The 20,278-nt window shown below is 36.2% G+C and carries 17 protein-coding genes; 11 read left to right on the top strand and 6 right to left on the bottom strand.

All coding sequences use genetic code 11. From position 1 onward, the window contains the following. Positions 1–294 precede the first annotated feature (294 nt). Positions 295–546, top strand: coding sequence for a hypothetical protein (locus tag G8761_RS11845; protein ID WP_166026885.1), 252 nt, complete (start codon positions 295–297; stop codon positions 544–546). Between the two features lie 490 nt (positions 547–1,036). Here the strand turns inward: G8761_RS11845 and G8761_RS11850 are convergent, their stop codons facing one another. The 3 genes from G8761_RS11850 to G8761_RS11860 form a co-directional block, all read right to left on the bottom strand. Further along, positions 1,037–1,540, bottom strand: coding sequence for an HAD family hydrolase (locus G8761_RS11850; protein ID WP_166026887.1), 504 nt, complete (start codon positions 1,538–1,540; stop codon positions 1,037–1,039). A gap of 1 nt (position 1,541) precedes the next feature. Then, the gene (locus G8761_RS11855; protein ID WP_166026889.1) at positions 1,542–3,089 is read right to left on the bottom strand and encodes a DNA-processing protein DprA; all 1,548 of its coding nucleotides are present in this window, start codon (positions 3,087–3,089) and stop codon (positions 1,542–1,544) included. A gap of 121 nt (positions 3,090–3,210) precedes the next feature. After that, entirely contained in the window at positions 3,211–3,759 is a 549-nt protein-coding gene (locus tag G8761_RS11860; RefSeq protein WP_166026891.1) for a hypothetical protein, read from the bottom strand. Between the two features lie 269 nt (positions 3,760–4,028). Here G8761_RS11860 and G8761_RS11865 point away from each other — a divergent pair, with 269 nt between their 5' ends. From G8761_RS11865 to G8761_RS11885, 5 genes are all read left to right on the top strand, one after another. Continuing rightward, the gene (locus G8761_RS11865) at positions 4,029–6,608 is read left to right on the top strand and encodes a hypothetical protein (protein ID WP_166026892.1); all 2,580 of its coding nucleotides are present in this window, start codon (positions 4,029–4,031) and stop codon (positions 6,606–6,608) included. A 9-nt stretch (positions 6,609–6,617) separates the two neighbouring features. After that, complete coding sequence (locus G8761_RS11870; RefSeq protein ID WP_338000946.1) at positions 6,618–7,064, top strand: hypothetical protein; 447 nt, start codon at positions 6,618–6,620, stop codon at positions 7,062–7,064. A gap of 1,350 nt (positions 7,065–8,414) precedes the next feature. Then, entirely contained in the window at positions 8,415–8,945 is a 531-nt protein-coding gene (locus G8761_RS11875; RefSeq protein ID WP_166026895.1) for a hypothetical protein, read from the top strand. Between the two features lie 525 nt (positions 8,946–9,470). Beyond that, a complete protein-coding gene (locus tag G8761_RS11880; RefSeq protein ID WP_166026897.1) occupies positions 9,471–10,958 on the top strand; it encodes a DHA2 family efflux MFS transporter permease subunit in 1,488 nt (495 codons plus the stop codon). Between the two features lie 130 nt (positions 10,959–11,088). Further along, positions 11,089–11,421 carry an aminotransferase class III-fold pyridoxal phosphate-dependent enzyme gene (locus G8761_RS11885; RefSeq protein ID WP_166026900.1) on the top strand — a complete coding sequence of 111 codons (333 nt, stop codon included), beginning with the start codon at positions 11,089–11,091 and terminating at the stop codon, positions 11,419–11,421. Positions 11,422–11,847: 426 nt separating this feature from the next. Here G8761_RS11885 and G8761_RS11890 read toward each other — a convergent pair whose 3' ends face one another. From G8761_RS11890 to G8761_RS11900, 3 genes are all read right to left on the bottom strand, one after another. Beyond that, the gene (locus tag G8761_RS11890) at positions 11,848–12,201 is read right to left on the bottom strand and encodes a site-specific integrase (RefSeq protein WP_166026902.1); all 354 of its coding nucleotides are present in this window, start codon (positions 12,199–12,201) and stop codon (positions 11,848–11,850) included. A 728-nt stretch (positions 12,202–12,929) separates the two neighbouring features. Beyond that, a complete protein-coding gene (locus tag G8761_RS11895; protein WP_166026904.1) occupies positions 12,930–13,772 on the bottom strand; it encodes an SHOCT domain-containing protein in 843 nt (280 codons plus the stop codon). Between the two features lie 204 nt (positions 13,773–13,976). Continuing rightward, positions 13,977–14,771 carry a putative hydro-lyase gene (locus G8761_RS11900; protein ID WP_166026906.1) on the bottom strand — a complete coding sequence of 265 codons (795 nt, stop codon included), beginning with the start codon at positions 14,769–14,771 and terminating at the stop codon, positions 13,977–13,979. 302 nt (positions 14,772–15,073) lie between these two features. Here G8761_RS11900 and G8761_RS11905 point away from each other — a divergent pair, with 302 nt between their 5' ends. Genes G8761_RS11905 through G8761_RS11925 form a run of 5 tightly spaced genes read left to right on the top strand, consistent with a single transcriptional unit; the run spans position 15,074 to position 20,110 of the window. Next, on the top strand, positions 15,074–16,213 hold the full coding sequence (locus G8761_RS11905) for a M24 family metallopeptidase (protein ID WP_166026908.1): 1,140 nt from the start codon (positions 15,074–15,076) through the stop codon (positions 16,211–16,213). A 21-nt stretch (positions 16,214–16,234) separates the two neighbouring features. Continuing rightward, the gene (locus tag G8761_RS11910; RefSeq protein WP_166026909.1) at positions 16,235–17,308 is read left to right on the top strand and encodes an ABC transporter substrate-binding protein; all 1,074 of its coding nucleotides are present in this window, start codon (positions 16,235–16,237) and stop codon (positions 17,306–17,308) included. Positions 17,309–17,342: 34 nt separating this feature from the next. Then, complete coding sequence (locus tag G8761_RS27165; protein ID WP_207789195.1) at positions 17,343–18,239, top strand: ABC transporter permease subunit; 897 nt, start codon at positions 17,343–17,345, stop codon at positions 18,237–18,239. Continuing rightward, positions 18,236–19,045, top strand: coding sequence for an ABC transporter permease (locus tag G8761_RS11920; protein WP_166026911.1), 810 nt, complete (start codon positions 18,236–18,238; stop codon positions 19,043–19,045). Before G8761_RS27165 ends, G8761_RS11920 begins: the two co-directional genes overlap by 4 nt. Before the next feature lie 9 nt (positions 19,046–19,054). After that, positions 19,055–20,110 (top strand): ABC transporter ATP-binding protein, encoded by a 1,056-nt coding sequence (locus tag G8761_RS11925; protein ID WP_166026913.1) that lies wholly within the window; start codon positions 19,055–19,057, stop codon positions 20,108–20,110. The last annotated feature ends 168 nt before the right edge of the window (positions 20,111–20,278 follow it).

Genomic DNA, 20,278 nt, shown 5'->3' on the forward strand with positions numbered 1-20,278 from the left:
GAAGAGGCTATTAATAAGAAAGATAAAACACAAGCTTCAAAAATGGTTGATACTAATCGCCAAAATATTTTGCAAGCAGGTAAAGAATTGGGGCTAACTTTAAAAGAATAAGATAAATTGCATTATTAAGCTAAAAGGTGGATTCCTCTAAAAATTGGGATGCACCTTTTCTTATTGAACTAGCGGGGGCTATAGTTCAAGATCACTGTCATAAATACCGGCTTTTTCTGAGATTAACAAGAGGGATAAGCGAGATTAACTACATCCATGTTTAAGAGGAGTAAAAAGACTAATATGAATTTTAACCTGGAAGTACAGCTAAGAATAGACGGAACTGGTGTTGCGCAGACAGGAGCCTTTAATGCGAGAAAAGCAGAGGAAATTCCAGAGGTTGCGTATCAATTCATTCAACATATTAAAAGAGAAACTGGATATCGCGAAACAATTATCGAAAAGGTAATAATAAACCACGACCACGATATAACTGATATGGTTCTTGAAATTGAAAACAGGCCAATACCCAAAATGGATGATGTATGGTGGTAAGGTAGTTCCTGCAGTGTAATCTAGAATAAATACAAACTACGGGGTATATTATGTCCTCCTATTTGTCCTCGCTTTATTTTATTATTATTTAAGATAGTTTTAAAGGACAAGGAATAAACCCTGTAAAAATAAGCTTTTTTATATGCTATTTTCTATTAATATCTGTTGAAAAGAATGGGCGGCATGATGTAATAAAAAGAAAAATAGAACAGAAAAACTTTTGCCTGTTGGTATGAAAGAAATATTAATAAAAGCCTCAGAGCAAGCGGAAAAGCCATCTAAAGAAGACTATACTAAAAATTGGGAAGACGCTAAAAATAATTGTAAGTGATGGAAGGATACCTAAGCACCCTCATGGGTGCTTTTTTTATGATTTAGGGGAGTAGGGACAAAGGGAAATAAACAAGCCTGAATATAGCTATACTTTTAAGTGCGTTTCTATATTCAAGCCTATTTATATTATAAATGGTAGTTATTAATTTAGTATATTTTACTTTATTAGACTAAAAATATCTTTAAAAGAGTCAACCACTATATCAGCACCATTTGCTATTAATTTATCTTTATTAGCTACACCCCAACTAACACCTATTGAATACATTCCTGCCCGCTTAGATGCTAATACATCTTTTAAATCATCACCAATAGACAAAATATCCTCAGGATTTAATTCTAATCCAGATGCACACTTTAACATCGGTTCAGGATCAGGTTTTCTCCTTGTGACATCACGATAGGCAACTAAGTAATCATATTTAATATTATGGTGCTTCAACACCTGTTTAGCATAATTCCTTGGTGACATAGTTACAACCCCGATTTTAAGTTTCAATTCCCTACAAATTGTTAAAAGTTCCTCTACAAAGGGATACAATTCCGTTCGGTGTATGTTTGAAAAGCAACTTCGCCAATTTCCACTATCCCTAAAATTTTTTAAACAGGTTGTGTTTACAAGTGTCTCATCTAAATCGAAAATAAGTCCCTTAAAAGGCATATTATTCACCAGTTTCCATTTGGTTATTAATAAAGTTGATGATTTCTGTTTTTGTAAGACCAAGTGATTTAGCTATTTTACATATATCCTTTAATTTCACTTTAATTTCTTCGGTAAGCTTGTTTTCTTCCTGTTTTAGATTACTATCGCTATTTGGATCCGCGTTGCTATTTGGATCCGCGTTGCTATTTGGATCCGCTTCGCTATTTGGATCCGCTTCGCTATTTGAATCTGCTTCGCTATTTGGATCTGCTTCGCTATTTGGATCTGCTTCGCTATTTGGATCTGCAACGCTATTTGGATTTGCTTCGCTATTTGGATTTGCTTCGCTATTTGGATCCGCTTCGCTATTTGGATCCGCTTCGCTATTTGGATCCGCTTCGCTATTTGGATCCGCTTTTCTATTTAGAGCAGCTTCGCTATTTGGATCCGCTTCGCTATTTGGATTTGCTTCGCTATTTGGAGTAGTTTCGCTATTTGGAGCGGCTTTCGAAATTCGTGAACTCGCTACATAAGCACTATTACATTCGGAATTATTCTCAAAATCAAAGATTGTTGTTTCCACAAATTTTTCAGTATTTGTTTTAGTTAAAATAGCTGTATTAATGTTATTTGTCCTGTTTAATGATTGCAGCTTGGTTACCATAACATTATTTAATAAATCGTAGTCATCTTTGTTTCTAAGGACAAGAGCTTCATTATTGGATATAAGTTTATATACACCCCTATAGGCAGGGATGTCTCCCTCCTCAGATGGTATTGGGCAAAATAATAATCTATTTTGCTTCTGTGTAAACTTGATTGTGTGTTGGGTACCTCCTTCAATATCGGTTTGGACGGGACACACACCTATACTTAATCCGCTTTGTAATCTATCTCTTTGAACGAATGCTGCTCTCACTACTTTTTGGCCGGGGGGATATTCTGAAACTAATAATCCCTTATTATTAACAATGTCAATAGCTAATTTTCTATTTTTAGCAGGATATATCGATTTATCATCAACTCCTCCTGCCAGAACAGCTATTGTTAAACCACCAACCTCAAGTGCGCCTAAATGTCCAGCAGTGTCAATTCCTAGAGCAAGACCACTCACAATAACATAATCCATTTTTGCAAAAGTGGCGGCAATCTTGCCAGCGGCGTTCAACCCTTTTTTAGTAGCTTCCCTTGTTCCAACAACTGCAATTTTTTTGGGAGCTGAAAGTGCTTCAATATTCCCACGGCAGTAAAGAATAATGGGCGGGTCTTCAATCTGTTTTAAAAGGAAAGGATAAATATCGTCACCTATAGAGATAACTTTAATTCCTTGTTGTTCATATTTTTTTATTTCAAGGGATATATCTCTGTATAAATTGTCCATATATTCTTTATCACTTAAATAATTCATTATTTTCTTGTTTTTGCAAATTAGAGATAATTGGCCTTGTATCTCATTTTTAAATAAATCGTTATATTTCAAAGTAGGGAAGTCGGCAAAAATCTTTTGAACCGTTTTATTTCCTACACCAGGTACCCTAAGAATCGTAGCCCACAATATGTTACTCATTTTTTTGACCTCTTTATTATTGAATTGGAAAGACAATTTCTATTTTTAATATTACCATCATAAAGAAACGTGCATAAAGTTTATATTATTAAAAGAAACATTATGCACGTTTTTAGAAAAACTAACGTTTAGTATAACCTAACACTAATTTTACAACCTTTTTAGCGCCATATTCTAATAACAGTTGTTCACAGGCACTAATTGAACTTTCTGATGTTGCCACATCATCAAGTAAGAGTACCTTTCTACCTGTTATTAAATGTGTTGAAACTACCTGAATAGTATCTAGATGATTCTGTTTGTTTCTTGGACCACCATTGGTAGCTTTAGGAATACTTGTGTGCCTCTGTAAACAATTTGTACCGTCAATTCTGTTATTGCTAGCTAGCATTCTAGCCAATCTCTTAATGCCCGTATCTGTTTTTTCCGCGGTTGATGATGGAACAACACATATAGAAATATCATTATTCAAAATTGGATTAACGAGATCAAAAAAATGATTAATTGCTGGTTTTTCCAATTTTTTTAAATTTAATATGTGATTACAGTGGTCATCAAATTTGTCATTTTTTACCTTACCTTCTGGTCCATAATTCCAGTATGGATAGTAATCCCCTAAATGCCATACTTCATTAGGAAACTTTGTATCGTCACCATTATTGAAAACCATATTCTTCCCCCTATAAACGATAATTATACAAATATTACTAAAGAAACAGTAAAAAAGATGTCGAAATTTGTAATATAATCCAAAATAGTGGTTAGAATTTACTCATAAAATATACAAGGGAATATTACATGCTATTAAATTAGTTAAAGGTTTGCGGTTTGTTATGAGGGACAACGTTAACAAATGGTAAGGACAGTGAATGTAAATTTTTGTTTCAATACTAGAGATAGTTAGATAAAATGGAAGAAAATGAAAAAAAGGTGATTTAAATGTCTTTGTTGAGATTCCACTCACATTCTGAGGTTGATCCTGAATACTGGCGTGAATTAGGAATTGCTGTTGATTCGATTAATGACTTCTCTCAAAAAGAATTGGCAGTAAATGATCGTATGGAAACCTTATTAAATAGACTTACTGTCGAAAATTTGAAGGAACTTGCTGAGCTTTACCAAATCGAATTAGAGAAAGATATGACGAAGGAAAAGCTTGTTTCTAAATTTAAAATTCTGGAGAAATCCAGCAAAATAGAACTTTTTCTGCTCCAAGACTTTCTAAATCGAAAAAAACGTGCCGTTGACGACATATATAGCATTAAGTGTAATGATAATAGAAATCTTATATCATCCTTAGCTAGGGTAAAATTTTTATATCAATCCTCTCCTAAATTATTAATGGAAGCGTTTACCTATTTTCAATGGAACGAAAAGGGATCCGGAATCGTACATACATTTAGTAAAAAAGTTCCTTATAAAAATATCCTGAAACTCACTACGGACTATAAAACCTCGTTTCCTCAAAAACTGTTTGAAAAGTCAAAGGGAAAAAATTATTTTAAGATACATTCCTATTTTACATTGGATAATAAGGAATTAATCTTAAATGTTTATAAACAAGTAAATGATAGCCCAAGGCCGGATTTTGACAAGGCTATTCGAAATAAAGAGGTTTCTAGTATTCTCTTAAGAGTCGATATAGAGCAAAACCTTGTTGAATTTAAAGGAGCAAATAAGACTGACGAAGGACACATAATTTCATATATTGAGGAAACTTATTCAGTTAACTCATCAGAAGTGAAACCTAGTGTATTCAAAGATTATAATCCTGAGGCTATAACGAATGCTTTTTTGACCGGGGAATCTGTTTCGAAAGATAAGGTTATGGATTTTCTAGTTACCAAGATTTCTTTCCGTGGAAGCTTGTTAAAGCGAAGCCCAAAAATATCAATAGAATTAGATAACGAGAGTATATGGCCCTCCATAATCGATGCTCAGCAAAAGGGAATTCTAACTATGCGGAGTATAAAAGATATAGAACATGTCATGGCTCAAATTAAAAATAAAAAAAGGTTAATACGGAGCAATATATTACAAAATGGAAATGTTATATTTTCATTTGATGACAGCCGCATGGACAATGATATGAAAGAAAATTTCAAAGATAACTTCCAGGATCTCTTTGGGATTCCCTTGTTTCAGGAAATTTCTAATTATGGATTTTTTGAAGGAAGAGTAGATAAGTTTGATTATCTAATGTCCCTATCCAATCCTGATATATTGTCAAACGAAGACAAGTCAGTGTTTGATCGATTGGTTTTAGAAAATCTCATCAAGGAGAAACAAGGTTTAATTCTTACCTGTAAATCGTGTAAGGATGTAAGTGAAATTGAAGATGTTAGCTTTAATATTGAATCTTTTATTTGCGAATGCGGACATACCGAATGTTATTATAAAAAGACTCTTAATATAGAGATTAATTTAAGAACTGTTACTGATGTCATAAAAAAGCAATTTAATTCTTTATTTAAATCATTGGGATATACAGATAAACCAAAGCTATCTACTATTAATATTAATGAAGAAAAACATAAGTTTATCAGTTATCACAATGATGAGACGAATGAAATGATTCAATTATTTATCACGAGCGACTATATTCGACCTACGTTTATCAAACGTCTTTCCACAATGATGATCCCGACTCTTATAATAACAGTGGGAATGGTTGAGGAAACTATTCAATCTCTCCGTGACCAAGGTGTACATCCAATTAACTTTGGTAAGATTTATTTATCTGACCAAGAAGAACTAAAGGAATACTATTTAGATAATATTGAAAGAGTGAAACGTCAGTCAAAGACTAAAATAGCGGAAGCCGCAGATCATGCTTATATATCATTAAAGCAAATACTTAAAGACCCAAGTAAAGTTGACTCTAAATATACCGATAAAATTTTTGAGGATGATGTCTTTGCCTTGTTAAAGGATATAATTCCGAATGGAGAAAAATGGGGGAAGGAAAAAAGCGGAAAGGCTTATCCTGAAGGAATTTTTGCCATTTCAGCGAAGAATGTAAGGAAAGGTGATTTTAGAAGGGTTTTTTCATATGATTGTAAATTTACAAGGGATGATAATGGGTATGATTTGAAAAGAGAAGAAAAACGAAAAGCAATCGAATATGTAGAAAAATTAAATGAGAATGACTACGTAATAAACTATAGCGATAAAAAAGAGTTAACTGCTCATATTTTCATTTCCAACAGATTTCAAGAACAGCAAAAAGTAGGGATGAGAGACTTTTTTAACAGTGCATTAGGTGAGGATTATGACACTAAGCCCATTTTTCTTGATGTGGAGTGTCTTTTGTATATGCATGAGTCTTATCGTAATAATGTTGAGCATATACTTGCAAATAGGAACCTTTTTTACGAGCAGCTCATATTATTATTCACAAGGGAAAACATTAGTAAGCAGGAAATTGACAAAATTTTTATGAAAGCGTTGGATAAGGATCTTGAGGAAAACAGGAAGTTGGACACGAAGAAGGTGACGAATACCTATAAGGACTATTAAAGAGTAGGGGTGATTAAGTTGGTTCAATTATCTGTTGATGATCAGGCAATTAGGAAATTTTCCAGCTTTTTTGTTCCGTTTGTTGAAGAGCAAATTGTAACCTATTACAACCCCGATTTTTTAATTAACTTTTCCTCTACATCGTATAGTTTTTCCTTTTTGCAAAACGAAATAATAATTTGTTTTCTTAAGGGTGTAAGGATATCCGACATCAAACGTCTTGAATATAAAGAATTTATACCGGACTCTTTTCTTACCAATCTCCTTAACAATGATAATATACCATCTAGGTTAAAAAGATATAGACGAATTGGGACAAATCGTCTGCGCCTTGAGCTTGCAGATGAATTAAGACTGGGTGGCATTTTTGCAAGAGAAACAACAGCAATATGGGACAATTATCAGTTGAAAATTAGAATCTCTTCTGCTCTTCAAATGGAACAAATTGAAATATAAAAGATTTACATTAAGTAAAAGTTCAAACCTCTATATAATAAAAAAACCCTCACAGGGATAGAAGAAAAGGATTGCCTTGGCAATCCTTTTTTAATTATTAAGAGTTTAATAGTTTTTCTAGTTGCTCCTTGTTATAGGGAGTATACTTAGCTGCTTCTTCAATACTCATACCACTTTTTATAAGACTTTGTACTGTTTTCACAATCCCGGAGTCATAGGCGCTTTGTCTGAGACTGTTTAAATCCACCTTTAAGAGAACAAAATCGTATTGTAAATAGAGTCAATAAATTATTTGCTCTATGTGATGAATTAGAACAAAAGATTGAACATTCCAAGAAAAATTACGTTGGGATAATGAAGGCTGTTTTACAAGAAACCTACTTTACTAATTAACATATTAAATAACCAAGATATATACCTAGACAAAAAAATAAACTCCTCATCTGAAGAGGAGTTTTCTGTTGGTAAAGTTTAATACTCTCGGTTGAAGAATCTTTGTGATTTCCAGTTAATTTAAATGTTTTTGTCCGCGGGATTGTCCGCAATCTTTTTTATAGCTATTTTATATTATTGTATCTCCAAGTGGATAATGACCTACTTACTTTGACTTTTAGAGTGTAATTTCTTTATTTTTAAATAATAAAGAATGGGCTGCATGATGTAATAACGCCACCACGGACGTGCTTCTAATGTCATTATAGGTATATCTCCATGTACTATGTCTCCAGGCGAATAGATCCCTGCTTTTTCATTGTTCCCGTCTCCGCGAATGTAAAATATTCCTTCTGGAGGGTATATTTTTTCTTTTTGGGAAAATTTCATGCCCGGTTCGAACTCTTCAGAACTGGCTTGTAATCTCTGCTATTCAATCTGGTCCTATTTTCCGGTCTATTACCGCTCAGGGGATGATTAAAAGCCGGCGATTGCTTGCTGAGCGTGTGGCTGAAATTGTGAAAAAATACTGTAAGAAAGCGGGTTTGAACCCTGAAGAGTTTAGTGGGCATTCCATGAGGATCGGTTATGTAACTACTGCGGCGGAGGCCGGGCGCAGTCATTCTCAGATTATGGTCCAAACTCACATAAATCAGTGGAAAGTGTACATAAGTACGTGAAGAAAACCAAACTATTTGAAAATCATCCTTCGTATGGCCTGGGGTTATAAGTCACTAGGTGGTCTATGAAGATGTATGCATTTTGCAGGCAAGTTTGCTTCATTTTGTATGCAAATGAAAACAGGAAAGAGCAGCGGGATACCGTTGTTCTTTTTTTGTGAACAATTCAGGTTCTTTTGGGAAAAGGGAAGGAATACATTTCGGTGGGGCGAATGAATGAAGGAAGGAGGAAAAGAATATGCCTTATCTCATTTATTTGTGCGTCTTATTTATTGGGATTCCCGTTTTACTGTGTATCTTCATCCTGTTGACATACAAAATGACCTGGATCGTCCTCGGTCTCTCTGTTGTTCTTTTCTTTGTTTGGAGCGTCGTCCATCAGACCAAAAAAGGATACAATGGAGTGATTAAAGGGCGCGTCCGATTCGACGGAGTAGACCCCGACCAGAAATCTGCCTTTTATTTGTATCCCGACCGGATCACGATTAATGACATTCAAATCATCCCGATGGAACAGGTCATAAAAGCCTCTCTTGGTAAGTATGACAACGGATTTCGCTACCGCGGCATCTGGAACAAAAAAGAAGTCTACCAGGTGAATCTGGAGTTCAAGGACAAGGAGGGAAAGACCCAGTTCCTCACCTGCGCCTCCAAGGAAAATCCTAATTTCACCGCTGACAACTATGCGGCCATGGTTCAGGCCATTAACAAGATGGTGGGATACGTCGAACCCCAGCCCACTTACCCAAAGAAACCTTATAATCTATGAAAAACGATTGTAGGCTTTCTATTCTGTGTTAGAGGATCCCACTATCAATCCGGAAACTGTCTAATCTAACCGGCTTTCCCTTTGTTACCGGATGAAAGGATAGTTTTACCGGCAATATAGAGATTTGATCCAGGAGGAGGATAAGAAGTTTATTTTCCTTGACCCTAAACTAAAATGTCGTGTTAAATTCCGGAATTAGCCCATTGGGAGGTTTGGTGCCCAACAAAAAAACCAGCTAAAAACATTCTCAGTATCTAATCGGTTTAAACCATTCAAATGATTGGAAAAAACGATCAATAACGTGTATCCTTTAATAGGACTTTTTATAAAATCTTTTTGATTAATTGTGCTTATTTTAAGAGGATAAAGAATTATGTTTCCTGCATTTGATTGGTAATTTAACTATCCTGCCTTGATTAACTTGTTGAGTGTAAATTCAATGTTTTAATACTACATGGTTTCGACATACTAAGCATACTTACCAAAAACCAAAAATCACAAGTAATGATTTATAGGGAGGATTTTATGGCTACAGTAAAAACATCTACGACATCTCTTCGCACAACACCGATTTTTACAGTTTTACTTGCAGGTGCTTTTATCGCATTTTTGAATCAAACTGTAATCAATGTAGCATTGCCGCAAATTATGGAAGACTTTAATATTTCAGCAGCTACAGCCAACTGGTTAAGTACGATTTTTATGTTGACTAACGGAATCGTTATTCCTGTTACCGCATTTTTAATGGAAAGATTTAAAACCAGGCAATTATTCTTATTCTCAATTGGAGTTTTTGCAATCGGAACTTTAATTTGTGCTATTGCTCCTGCTTTTTCGGTCATCTTAATTGGCCGCGTTATTCAAGCTATTGGAGCAGGTATCCTTTTTCCGTTGATTGTAAATGTTATTTTTACTATTTTTCCGATTGAACGGCGAGGATTTGCGATGGGGATTTTTGGTGTTGCATTGAACTTCGCTCCTGCAATCGGTCCTACATGGGCTGGTTGGATTATAGAGAACTATTCCTGGCATACGATGTTTTATTTTATTGCACCTTTAGCCTTACTGGACTTTATCGTGGCCATATTTGCCGTGAAAAATGTCACGGAAACTAGCCGTCCAAAACTGGATATTCTAGGTGTTATTCTCTCAACAATTGGGTTTGGCGGTTTGCTTTATGCTTTTTCTACTGGTGGCACGAAAGGGTGGAGTGATCCGGAAGTCGTCACGCTGTTTATTATTGGAGGGGTTAGTCTAATCCTGTTTGTTTGGCGTCAAATGGTGGTCAATCATCCTATTTTAGAATTCCGAATTTTTAAGTATAGAATGTTTACGTTAACTACCATTATCAACGTAATTGTGACTATGGCAATGTTCTCCGGAATGATTTTGATGCCAATTTATATGCAAAGCATTCATGGTTTCACTCCACTGAAAGCGGGATTTATGCTTTTACCAGGCGGAGTGGTAATGGGAATTATGTCTCCGATTACGGGCAGGTTGTTTGATAAGTATGGTGCGCGTTGGTTAGCAATAATCGGTTTAGGGATTACTCTTGTCACAACCTATGCCCTGACTAAACTGGAGATGGGTACTCCCTATTCTTATGTTCTATGGGTATATACTGCCAGGATGTTTGGAATGTCAATTCTGATGATGCCAATTTTCACAGCGGGTTTGAATGATTTGGGGTTGAGTTTAAATAAATATGGAACGGCAATGATTAACACGTTAAGGATGGTAGCAGGAGCAATAGGAATGGCATTCTTTGTATCAATTATGACAAGTCAGGCAAAAGCACATGCTAAAACCATCATGAGTGAACATAAAATTTCCCTAGCGGACAAAGTTCATTTTGCATCGGTGGTTAAGCAAGCAACGGTGATGGGGATTGATGATGCATTCATGTTTGCTACTTACTTAACAATTATCGCATTTGTTTTGGCTTTCTTTATCCACACATCTGGTCAGATGGAACAGCAAATTCAAAAAAAAGAAATTAAAATATCATGACCGCAACCGCATTAAATAAGTCAAACGAAAAAAATGGATTTTGAAAGGACAAAAGGAGTTGCTGAGGCAGCTTTTTTTGCTTATTAAACAAGATCCGCCCTTTTTCGATGCTCTAAAAAGGTAGTACAAAATGCCGGTAAAAAAGTGCCCTAATGGAGAGTTGTACTACAAAGGGGCTAAAGCATATGCAGCTTACATGGGACTTATGATCGGAGTGGAACTTGTCAAAGATGAAGAAAAAACCCCAGCAGCAACAGAGGCAGCGAAAGTGGCTTATCGTGCATATCAAATGGGCTTGATTATCTTTTATGGGGGAATTTATTCAAATGTGCTTGAGATTACTCCACCACTGACCATTTCTGATGATGAAATTAGGCATGGCATAGAAGTTCTTGATAAGGCCCTTACTAATGTTGAAAACGGATTAGTAAGTGATGACGCTTTGTCATATGCAGGATGGTAATTGAAAAAAAATATACGATATCTTTTAGGTTATAAAATGAACGAATTTAACGCCCTGTGAATATGCAGGGCGTTTTTTATAGATTTAAAATCTCCATTAAATTACAGGTGGTTGGTGCCATGCTTGGTGCCCAAATTTTTAAAATTAGAAATCACAAGGAATCATCAGAAAACAAGAAACCTTGATTTATCAATACTTTAGGGTACCTAAAGGTACTAGAAAAACAGATGCTAGCAAACTTCAAAACCGCTTGTGACCTGCGTGCCAGGTCAGGTGGGTTCGATTCCCACGCAGTCCCGCCATTATTGATATAATAGGGGTTTAGCAAGGTTTAAGAAGTGATTTTAAGAGGGTTTGTTATTGGCCAATAACTGAGATTTTTTAAAAATGGTCACGATTTGGTCACGTTAATATTTTTACATACAATTATTTTATCAGCTGCTCAAATTGATGGGCAGCTTCTTTTTGCATGTTTGGCATTACATGTGTGTAGGTACCCATTGTGATACCTATTGTTGAATGACCTAAACGTTCTGAGACCACTTTAGGATGTACTCCTTGTTGAAGCATTAGTGTAGCATGGGTATGTTTGAGGTCATGAAACCTTATATAAGGCAAGCCGCTGTTTTTGACAATCTTTCGATAGTTTCTATGCATTTCAGGTGGCAGAATAGGATTACCGTTTTTTTGGGCAAAAACTAAATCAAGATCGTTGTATTCATATCCAATTAAAATTTTGTTGCGACTTTCTTCCTTGACAGAGTAGGAAGTTCGATTCAATTTGATTTTATTAGAAATCTCTTACCTAATAAACAAAGCAGTAGTATTCTTTCCAGGAATCTGCTGCTTTTTCTTTTATAATAAATAGTAAAGGGTATAAAACTTAAGGAAGATAGTAAGCCAGCAACCTTTGATCTTATTGAGTTTACTGACTATTGTGGAAGAAGTAAATAAGGGAACATTCGTGTAAATAGCAAAACAAGCAGGAAGAAAATCCAAGGCAAACTAAAAGAAACTAAAGAATAGCTGAAGAATAACAGAAATAAGATATTCAAATGATTATGGATATATTAAAACGCTCACTAACTGGATATTACAATTATAAATGCATCACTGATAATATCCAGAGTGTAAACAAATTAAGAGAAAAAATCGGATACTTACTCTTTAATGGCTCAACAGAAGAAGTCAAAGGAAATCATTTACTTGAGATAGATTTAGCCTCTTTCTTAATAAATTTCCATTATGCCTTACAAAAGAGTTAAGGGTTATATTTACGACTTAGAAAAGAGATAAGCTACATTCTGTATATGATGACTAGGATGAGCCGTGTGCATTAATAGTTCAGGACGGTTCTATGTGGGGAGAGTACAATTTACTGCAAGGTAGAGAGGCCCCCTTCTACTCGACTAGTTTAAATTTCCCTACAACAACAGAAGAAAGAGAAGTCTGACTTTTCCAGAGTCTTCTCCTTAAAAAGTTATATGTTTTTTATGTAGTAACTGCAATTAAATTAATAGTAATTTAGTCTTTTTATTTTCAAATTCTTCCTGGGAGATTAATCCCTCATCCCTTAATTTTCCTAGTTCCCTAATTTCATTTGCTATTGAAGATATTCCACTTTCACCTTCTATCTTTTGTTGCGTTGGTTTTTCGAAGTTATCTGCATCAATAGCTTGTTTGATTAAAACGCTTATTATGGTGTGTAATTGTTGAGCTTGTTCAATTTCATTTTTGAGCAAATCTATTGGATGTGGCATTATTACACCTTTTGAGTAGTGTTCAAAATTGAAAAAGTTTAAAGAATACGAGGGATTGTTTATATCTTTTACTGTAATTCTTAAATCTATCTTTGACACCTCGGTATCTTTTGTTTGAGTTCCGGAAAGCCCGCCGATTATCGCTCCTACACCCCCAGCTAGTGCACCACCAATTAATGCACCACCTAATTGGCTTGAGCGAGAAGTTTTCATAGTTTCCTTCCCATCAATCAGTACTTCAGATGATAAAATATCACGATTGTTATAGATTCTATATCGTTGCCCTTCAATAAAAGCCACTTTTTTATTTTTCTCATCAACAGCTACAGCATCAGAATAGAAGCTGCTGCCCTCAAAGATTTTATCTATTTTAAAGAATGTTACTTCCCTAAGTTTTTCTAGGGCACTTAGTCGTTTAAGACTTTCAATAATTTGTTTTTCTTCTTTTTCTTTTTTGTTTTTTTTATCAGTATAAACTCCTGCACCTATCAATAGAATTAAAAGTATACTACCAAAAATGGGGCTTCCACTGAATGCCCAAAAAATTAAAATAATACCTAAAAAACCTAACATACCTACCAAAACTATCACTTTATTCTTATCCCGAACGGTTCAGTTATGTTACATCCGACAGGATGGGTATTAGAGGATATTTTAAGGGAATCTGTGTCAGATTGCGGTAGAATGTCGATTCTCAACTTTTTCCGAATAATAAACAGATTTTCTACCAAAATAGTAAATAGTATCTAGATGCGTTCTCTTACTCTTTAACATAAAAATACTCTAAATTGTCCATCAAAATATAGAGTAGCTGCTATCTTTTACCTCCGTAATAAACATATGACCAGGAGCATGTGTGATCATCAATGGGGGTTTGCTAGACATTGCGAAAGATTGAGGGGTAACCCCACAAGCCCAGAAAACAGGAATTTCACCATCATTTATTGTTACTGACTCACCAAAATTCGGTGTAGCAAGATCTAGTATCCCTATTGTTTCAGGATTTCCACAATGTATTGGTGCACCATGTACAGTTGGAAATCTGGAGGTGATTTGGACTGCTCTTATAACGTCCTTTGGTAAGAAAGGCCTCATACTTACAACCATGTTTCCATGAAATACACCTGAAGATTGGCATGGACTGTTAGTTATATACATCGGAACATTTCGATTCTCTTGAATATGTCGTATCGAAAGCCCATTTTCGATTAAAGGAAATTCAAACGTGAAACTGCAGCCAATTAAAAACGCTACAAAATCGTCCTTCCAGTATAAACCGATATCGTTTACTGCCTCTACAAGTTTCCCAAATTTATAAATATGATATTTAGGTAAGTCAAATCGCAAGTCGGAATTGGGAGCTGTTAGCATAGGCACTGGTGAACCTATATCGGTTACTTCGATGAGAGGGCATGATTTTGGATTTCGCTGGCAGAATAGTAAAAAGTCATATGCTAAATCCTTTGGCAAAATTACAAGATTTGCTTGTGTGTACCCTGGTGCTAATCCAGCGGTAAAACCCTTATATTCGTTGTTTCTTATCAATTTGCGAATATCTGCGATTTCTAGTTCTTTAAGCAATTCATTCATCTCCTTCACTCCTTCAAGTCTTCGTATTTAACATATGATAGGTCCACTTCACCTATTTCATTGATTTATAAAAAGGGCTATGGTTAATTGGTTCCACTAGAATTACTTATATTTATACAATATAAATTTCCCTAATACAGTCTTGAAACGGATCTGCATTAGTAAAACCTATAATTTATCGAAATGCCGAAAAATTGTAATATTCATATTTTCCGAATAATTATTGATATCTTCGTTCTAATATATATCGTTTTTTAATATATTTAAGTGCATGAAAATTTTAGGACACGAGGGGGATTTAAATGTCAGTAGCTCAGCGGTTGGAAAGATTGCGTAGTTTTATGGACAACAATCAGTTATCAGCGGTAGTTATAACAAGCCCAGATAATCAATTCTATTTTAGTGGTTTTAAAGCTCTCATCTATTCCCGCCCTATTTATTATGTTGTTACACAACGAGAAACCGCGCTTATAGTTCCGGGATTGGAAGAAACACATGCTTTAGCAGACTCGAATGTGGATCACGTGTCCGTGTATTATGAACATCCAGAAAAAGAAGATGCAGGCAAAGATTCGACTCTGGCATTATTAAAGTATCTTGAATCCATAAACGGTAGTAATAAGAGAGTTGGATTAGAGTATAGCACCTCACCGATAATGCTCGAAAAAGCTTTACAGGGTGCAAATTGGGAAATACTTGACACTACCACTCAAATTGTCAAACAACGAGCTGTGAAAGATCAAGAGGAAATTTCCATCATGAAAGAGGCGGGTCGGTTGGTGAGTTTAGCGCTATCTGAATCTTTTACCGCCATACGTGAAGGCATTACGGAAATAGAGTTGGATTCTGTTGGAAATGCAGCTTTGTTCAAAGAGGTATCTAGGATTCACCCTAATGCCACTTTGGATATTATTGTTATGAGTCCGTCGGGTGTTGAACGGTCAGTTATGCCACATGTATTCTCAAACACTCGGAAATTGCAAAAAGGTGATGTTGTGATTCATAGCCGCCAAGTGGCTTTTAATGGTTACCGGGCAGAATGTGAGCGGACTTTTATTGTTGGAGAGCCAACAGCAGAACAACAAAGAGCTTTTGAAGTAGCTGTGGAGGCTCAACTTGCTGCCTTGAATGCCATCAAAGCGGGTGTTTTGATGAAAGATGTAGACTTGGCAGCCAGAAAAATCATCCAGCAAGCGGGTTATGGAGAGTATGCAATCCATCGAACAGGACATAGCATTGGAGTTTCTGCCCATGAAGGTCCGTTCTTAAGATTTGATGCAAATGAACCTCTAGCCGCTGGGATGGCTTTCTCTATTGAACCCGGATTCTATGTGCCTGGACTAGGTGGTTTCCGTCACTCCGATACTATTATTGTAACTGAAGATGGGTACGAGCTGATTACTGAGTATCCCAGCGAAGTTAAAGCTTTGATCTACAATTAATAATGGCTGGAGGAGAACAGGATGAAAAAATTAAAGCAAATGTTTCTTTGTTTACTTTTACCATCCGCCCTTATATTAAGCTCTTGTGGACAGACAACCAGTAAGTCAGAAAACAGTGGCGGAGGCAAAAAAGGGAACGAAGAAGTAGTAGTTGGAACCTGGGGTGGAGATTATCAGCAATTTTTAAAGGAAAATGTGGATACGCCTCTGGCCGGCAATCATCCTGACACGAAAGTGGTATACGCGATAGGCGATCAAACCACACGTATGACAAAGATGCGTACGGAAAAAAGTGGAGAGGGAACCTTCGATGTAATCCATCTAGCGGATTATGACATGCAGCAGATGATTAATGAAGGTTTGCTTTCAGAACTAGATTACTCTAAAATGCCAAACGCTGAACATGCAATTCCAGACTTAAAACATCCTAATTTTATTCCTCATATTTATAGCGCCTCTGTTCTCATTTACAACAAGAATAAAGTGAAAGATGTACCGGATTCATGGGGGGCACTTTGGGATCCAAAGTATAAAGGGAAAGTAGGTATTCTTTCTCAATTATGGACAAACTGGGTATATGCCGCAGCTGCTCTTGAAGGTAAAAATAACACAACAAATTGGGACGATGCCTGGGATACATTAGTAAAACTTCGTGATGTAAAACCGAAAATTTATGCCACTCAAGAGGAATTAGGACAAGCCATTCAAACTGGGGAAGTCTGGATGACCATTTCCTTTAGGGCTCGTGCTGTTCAATGGAATAACGCAGGGGGAGAACCACTCGGTAATGTAGTGCCAAAAGAAGGAACTTATCCGATTGTGTTCGGAGCAGCAATACCAAAGAATGCTAAAAATGTGAATGGTGCTTACAACTATCTGAATGCCATGCTTGATCCAAAAGGCCAAGTTGGTTTTTCTCAGAAAATGGGTTATGCCCCAACTGTGGACAATGCCCCTTTGCCAAAAGATCTACAATCCTCAATTGGTTTTACGAAAGAAGAAATGGATCTTATCAAACCGCTTGATTTAAAGTATGTTGCGAAGAACAATCCTAGATGGAAAGAACAATTTGAAAAAGATATTGCCTCAAAATAATGTTACTTCATTTTCTGTCATGGGGAGAGGACTAGTGAAGATTAAAAAACAACAAAATACACAAGCGTACCAAGTGGGATCTTTAATTGGTCCCACGACCCTTTTGGTCACAGTAATGTTTTTGATTCCCCTGCTTAACTTCCTAAGGAATAGTTTTAATGTTTTTGTTCCTGGCCAATTTATGCAAACAGCGTGGACCTTAGAAAACTATCATAAATTCCTTACAGACCCCTATTACCTTTCCATTCTTGGACGCTCGTTTTATATTGCATTTTCAGCAACTCTGTTAGCCCTTGTAATGGGATTTCCTATTGCTTATTTTCTCGCAAGAACAAAATCAAAGTGGAAAAGTATCATTATCATGCTAATCGTATTTCCTTTATTAGTCGGGAATATTATTCGCGATGTAGGGTGGATCTCTTTATTTAGCGGCACAGGTTTAATAAACCGTTTCCTGTTAGATATAGGAGTAGTTCAAGAACCGATTCAACTTCTCCAGACCCCGATGGCGGTTATCATTGCCATTACGAATGTTGTATTGCCCTATATGATACTTACACTGCACTCCGTGCTTGAACGAATCGACCCAGCACTTGAAGAGGCGGCTTATGATTTAGGGGCGTCACGATGGACTGTCATGAAATCCATTATTATACCTCTGGGCATACCAGGCATAATGGCTGGAACTCTCTTTGTTTTTGTTCTCTCCATAAATGCTTATACAACCCCACTGGTGATTGGAGGTTCTAAAGTTCAAATGATGGCTCCAGCGTTATATTCTCAGATATCAGAGGTATCCAACTGGCCTTTAGGAGCTGCGATGGCTGTGATTTTAATCGTTTTTACTTTACTTTCTTCTACCATTTATTTGCGTATTATCGAAAGGATGTCAATGAATGTAAGGGCAGCTGGAACGGAGGTAAAAGGATGAGCCAGTCATACTTGTCACGTATTGGGTCGAAACTATTTATCCTGTTAATCTTTGGTTTTATTACCCTGCCTGTGTTCATGGTTATATGGATATCCTTCTTTAAAAACCAGCTTATTGTCTTTCCACCGAAGGGTTATTCAACACACTGGTATATGCAATTAGCGGATCAAGGAAATTTTGCCATGGCTTTCTTTTTTAGTCTCGAGGTTTCTTTACTTGCCATGATTATTTCATTGGTTTTAGGCCTGCTAAGTTCGTTAGCCATTACTCATTATGAATTTAGAGGAAAGCAAACTTTACAAACCTTTTTGCTCTCACCGTTAGTAGTGCCGGCAATTATTACGGGAATCGCAATTTATATTTTTCTTTTTAAATCTGAGAACTGGCTTGGCTTTAACCTGGTTCCCAGCTTCTGGTCCTTAACATTTGCCCATGTGATCATCACTTTACCATGGACTGTGCGTTTAATTTCAGCCGGTTTGCAAGGAGTTAATCGGTCTTTGGAAGAAGCGGCCGTTGATTTAGGGGCGAGCAAACTGCAGACCTTCTGGTATGTAATAATGCCCAGCATTCGGCCATCGCTAGTAGCAGCTGGAATATTTGCTTTCATCTTTTCATTTAACAATTTGGAAATAAGCTTAATGTTAGTGAGTCCTAGGCAAACGACTCTGCCTATTGAAATTCTAAACTATGTTTTCTGGAAGGTGGATCCGTTTATTGCGGCAGTATCCACTGTACAAATTATTGTAATTGCTGGTTTAATGTTAATCGCTGATCGTTTTGTAGGGTTAAGTAAAGTGTTTTAGGAGGATCATATGGCAGAGGTTGTATTGAACCATGTTATTAAACGATTTGGAAATTCATTGGCTATAAACGATTTGAATTTGTCGATTGACAAAGGAGAGCTGGTTTCTTTTCTTGGACCAAGTGGCTGTGGTAAAACTACAACCCTTCGCATGATAGCGGGATTTTTGGAACCTGATGAAGGAGATATTTTAATTCATGAAGAGAATGTTACACGGATCCCCGCTAATAAAAGGGATACAGCATTAGTTTTTCAAAATTACGCTTTATTTCCACATATGACCATATTCGAAAACGTGGCATTCGGTTTGAAAATGAGAAAGGTATCAAAAGAGGAAACCCGGTCTCGAGTTTTAGAAGCTCTTTCAATGGTTCAACTGGAGAAGTTTGGTGACAGGTATCCAAGACAGATCTCTGGCGGACAACAACAGCGGGTGGCACTTGCACGTGCCCTGGTTGTTAATCCTAGGCTTCTTTTGCTGGACGAACCATTGAGCAATCTAGATGCTAAACTTAGGCAAGAAATGCGGTCTGAAATTCGCCAACTCCAACAACGTCTTGGAATAACCTCCATTTTTGTTACACATGACCAAGAAGAAGCTTTAGTCCTATCCGATCGAATTGTGGTGTTAGAACAAGGAGAAATACGTCAGATAGGACGGCCACAGGAAGTATACGATAGCCCACAATCCCATTTTGTTGCTGATTTTGTAGGTGTGAGAAACTTTTTCAACGGTCATTTTGAAAGTCATGCATTTATCACAAACAATGGTATCAAAATCTTTACTGATATGAAACAAAAAAGCGATTTTAAAAAAATCGGCATTCGTTCAAATATGATTGTCGTTAATCCGAATAACAAGGAAATGTATATTAATACCTTTAAAGTAAAAGTAGAACTAATCACATATAAAGGTACTATTATCGAATTGTTAGTTTTATTCCCTACCGGCGATTCAATTGTTGTTGAAATGCCATCGGAGCAATTTAAACAAAATACCTTTAGTAAAGGGGATCAAATCGATATTTGCTGGCGGCCTGATAGTGTTCTGCCATTATCATCATAATAAAAAATAAAAAAATTTTTTGAGGCACACTATGCTTCTTTCTAAGTGGATGTTTAGTTCCGAGCCGTTTCGTTTCAGAAGCGCTTGGCGGAAATGTTTATTGGGATGACCGAGCCATTTCGGTCTTTATTTATTCTGATTAGAAAATAATAAAAGGGGCTATCTAAA

The sequence above is a fragment of the Neobacillus terrae genome (assembly GCF_011393025.1).
GTDB lineage: Bacteria > Bacillota > Bacilli > Bacillales > Cytobacillaceae > Neobacillus_A > Neobacillus_A terrae.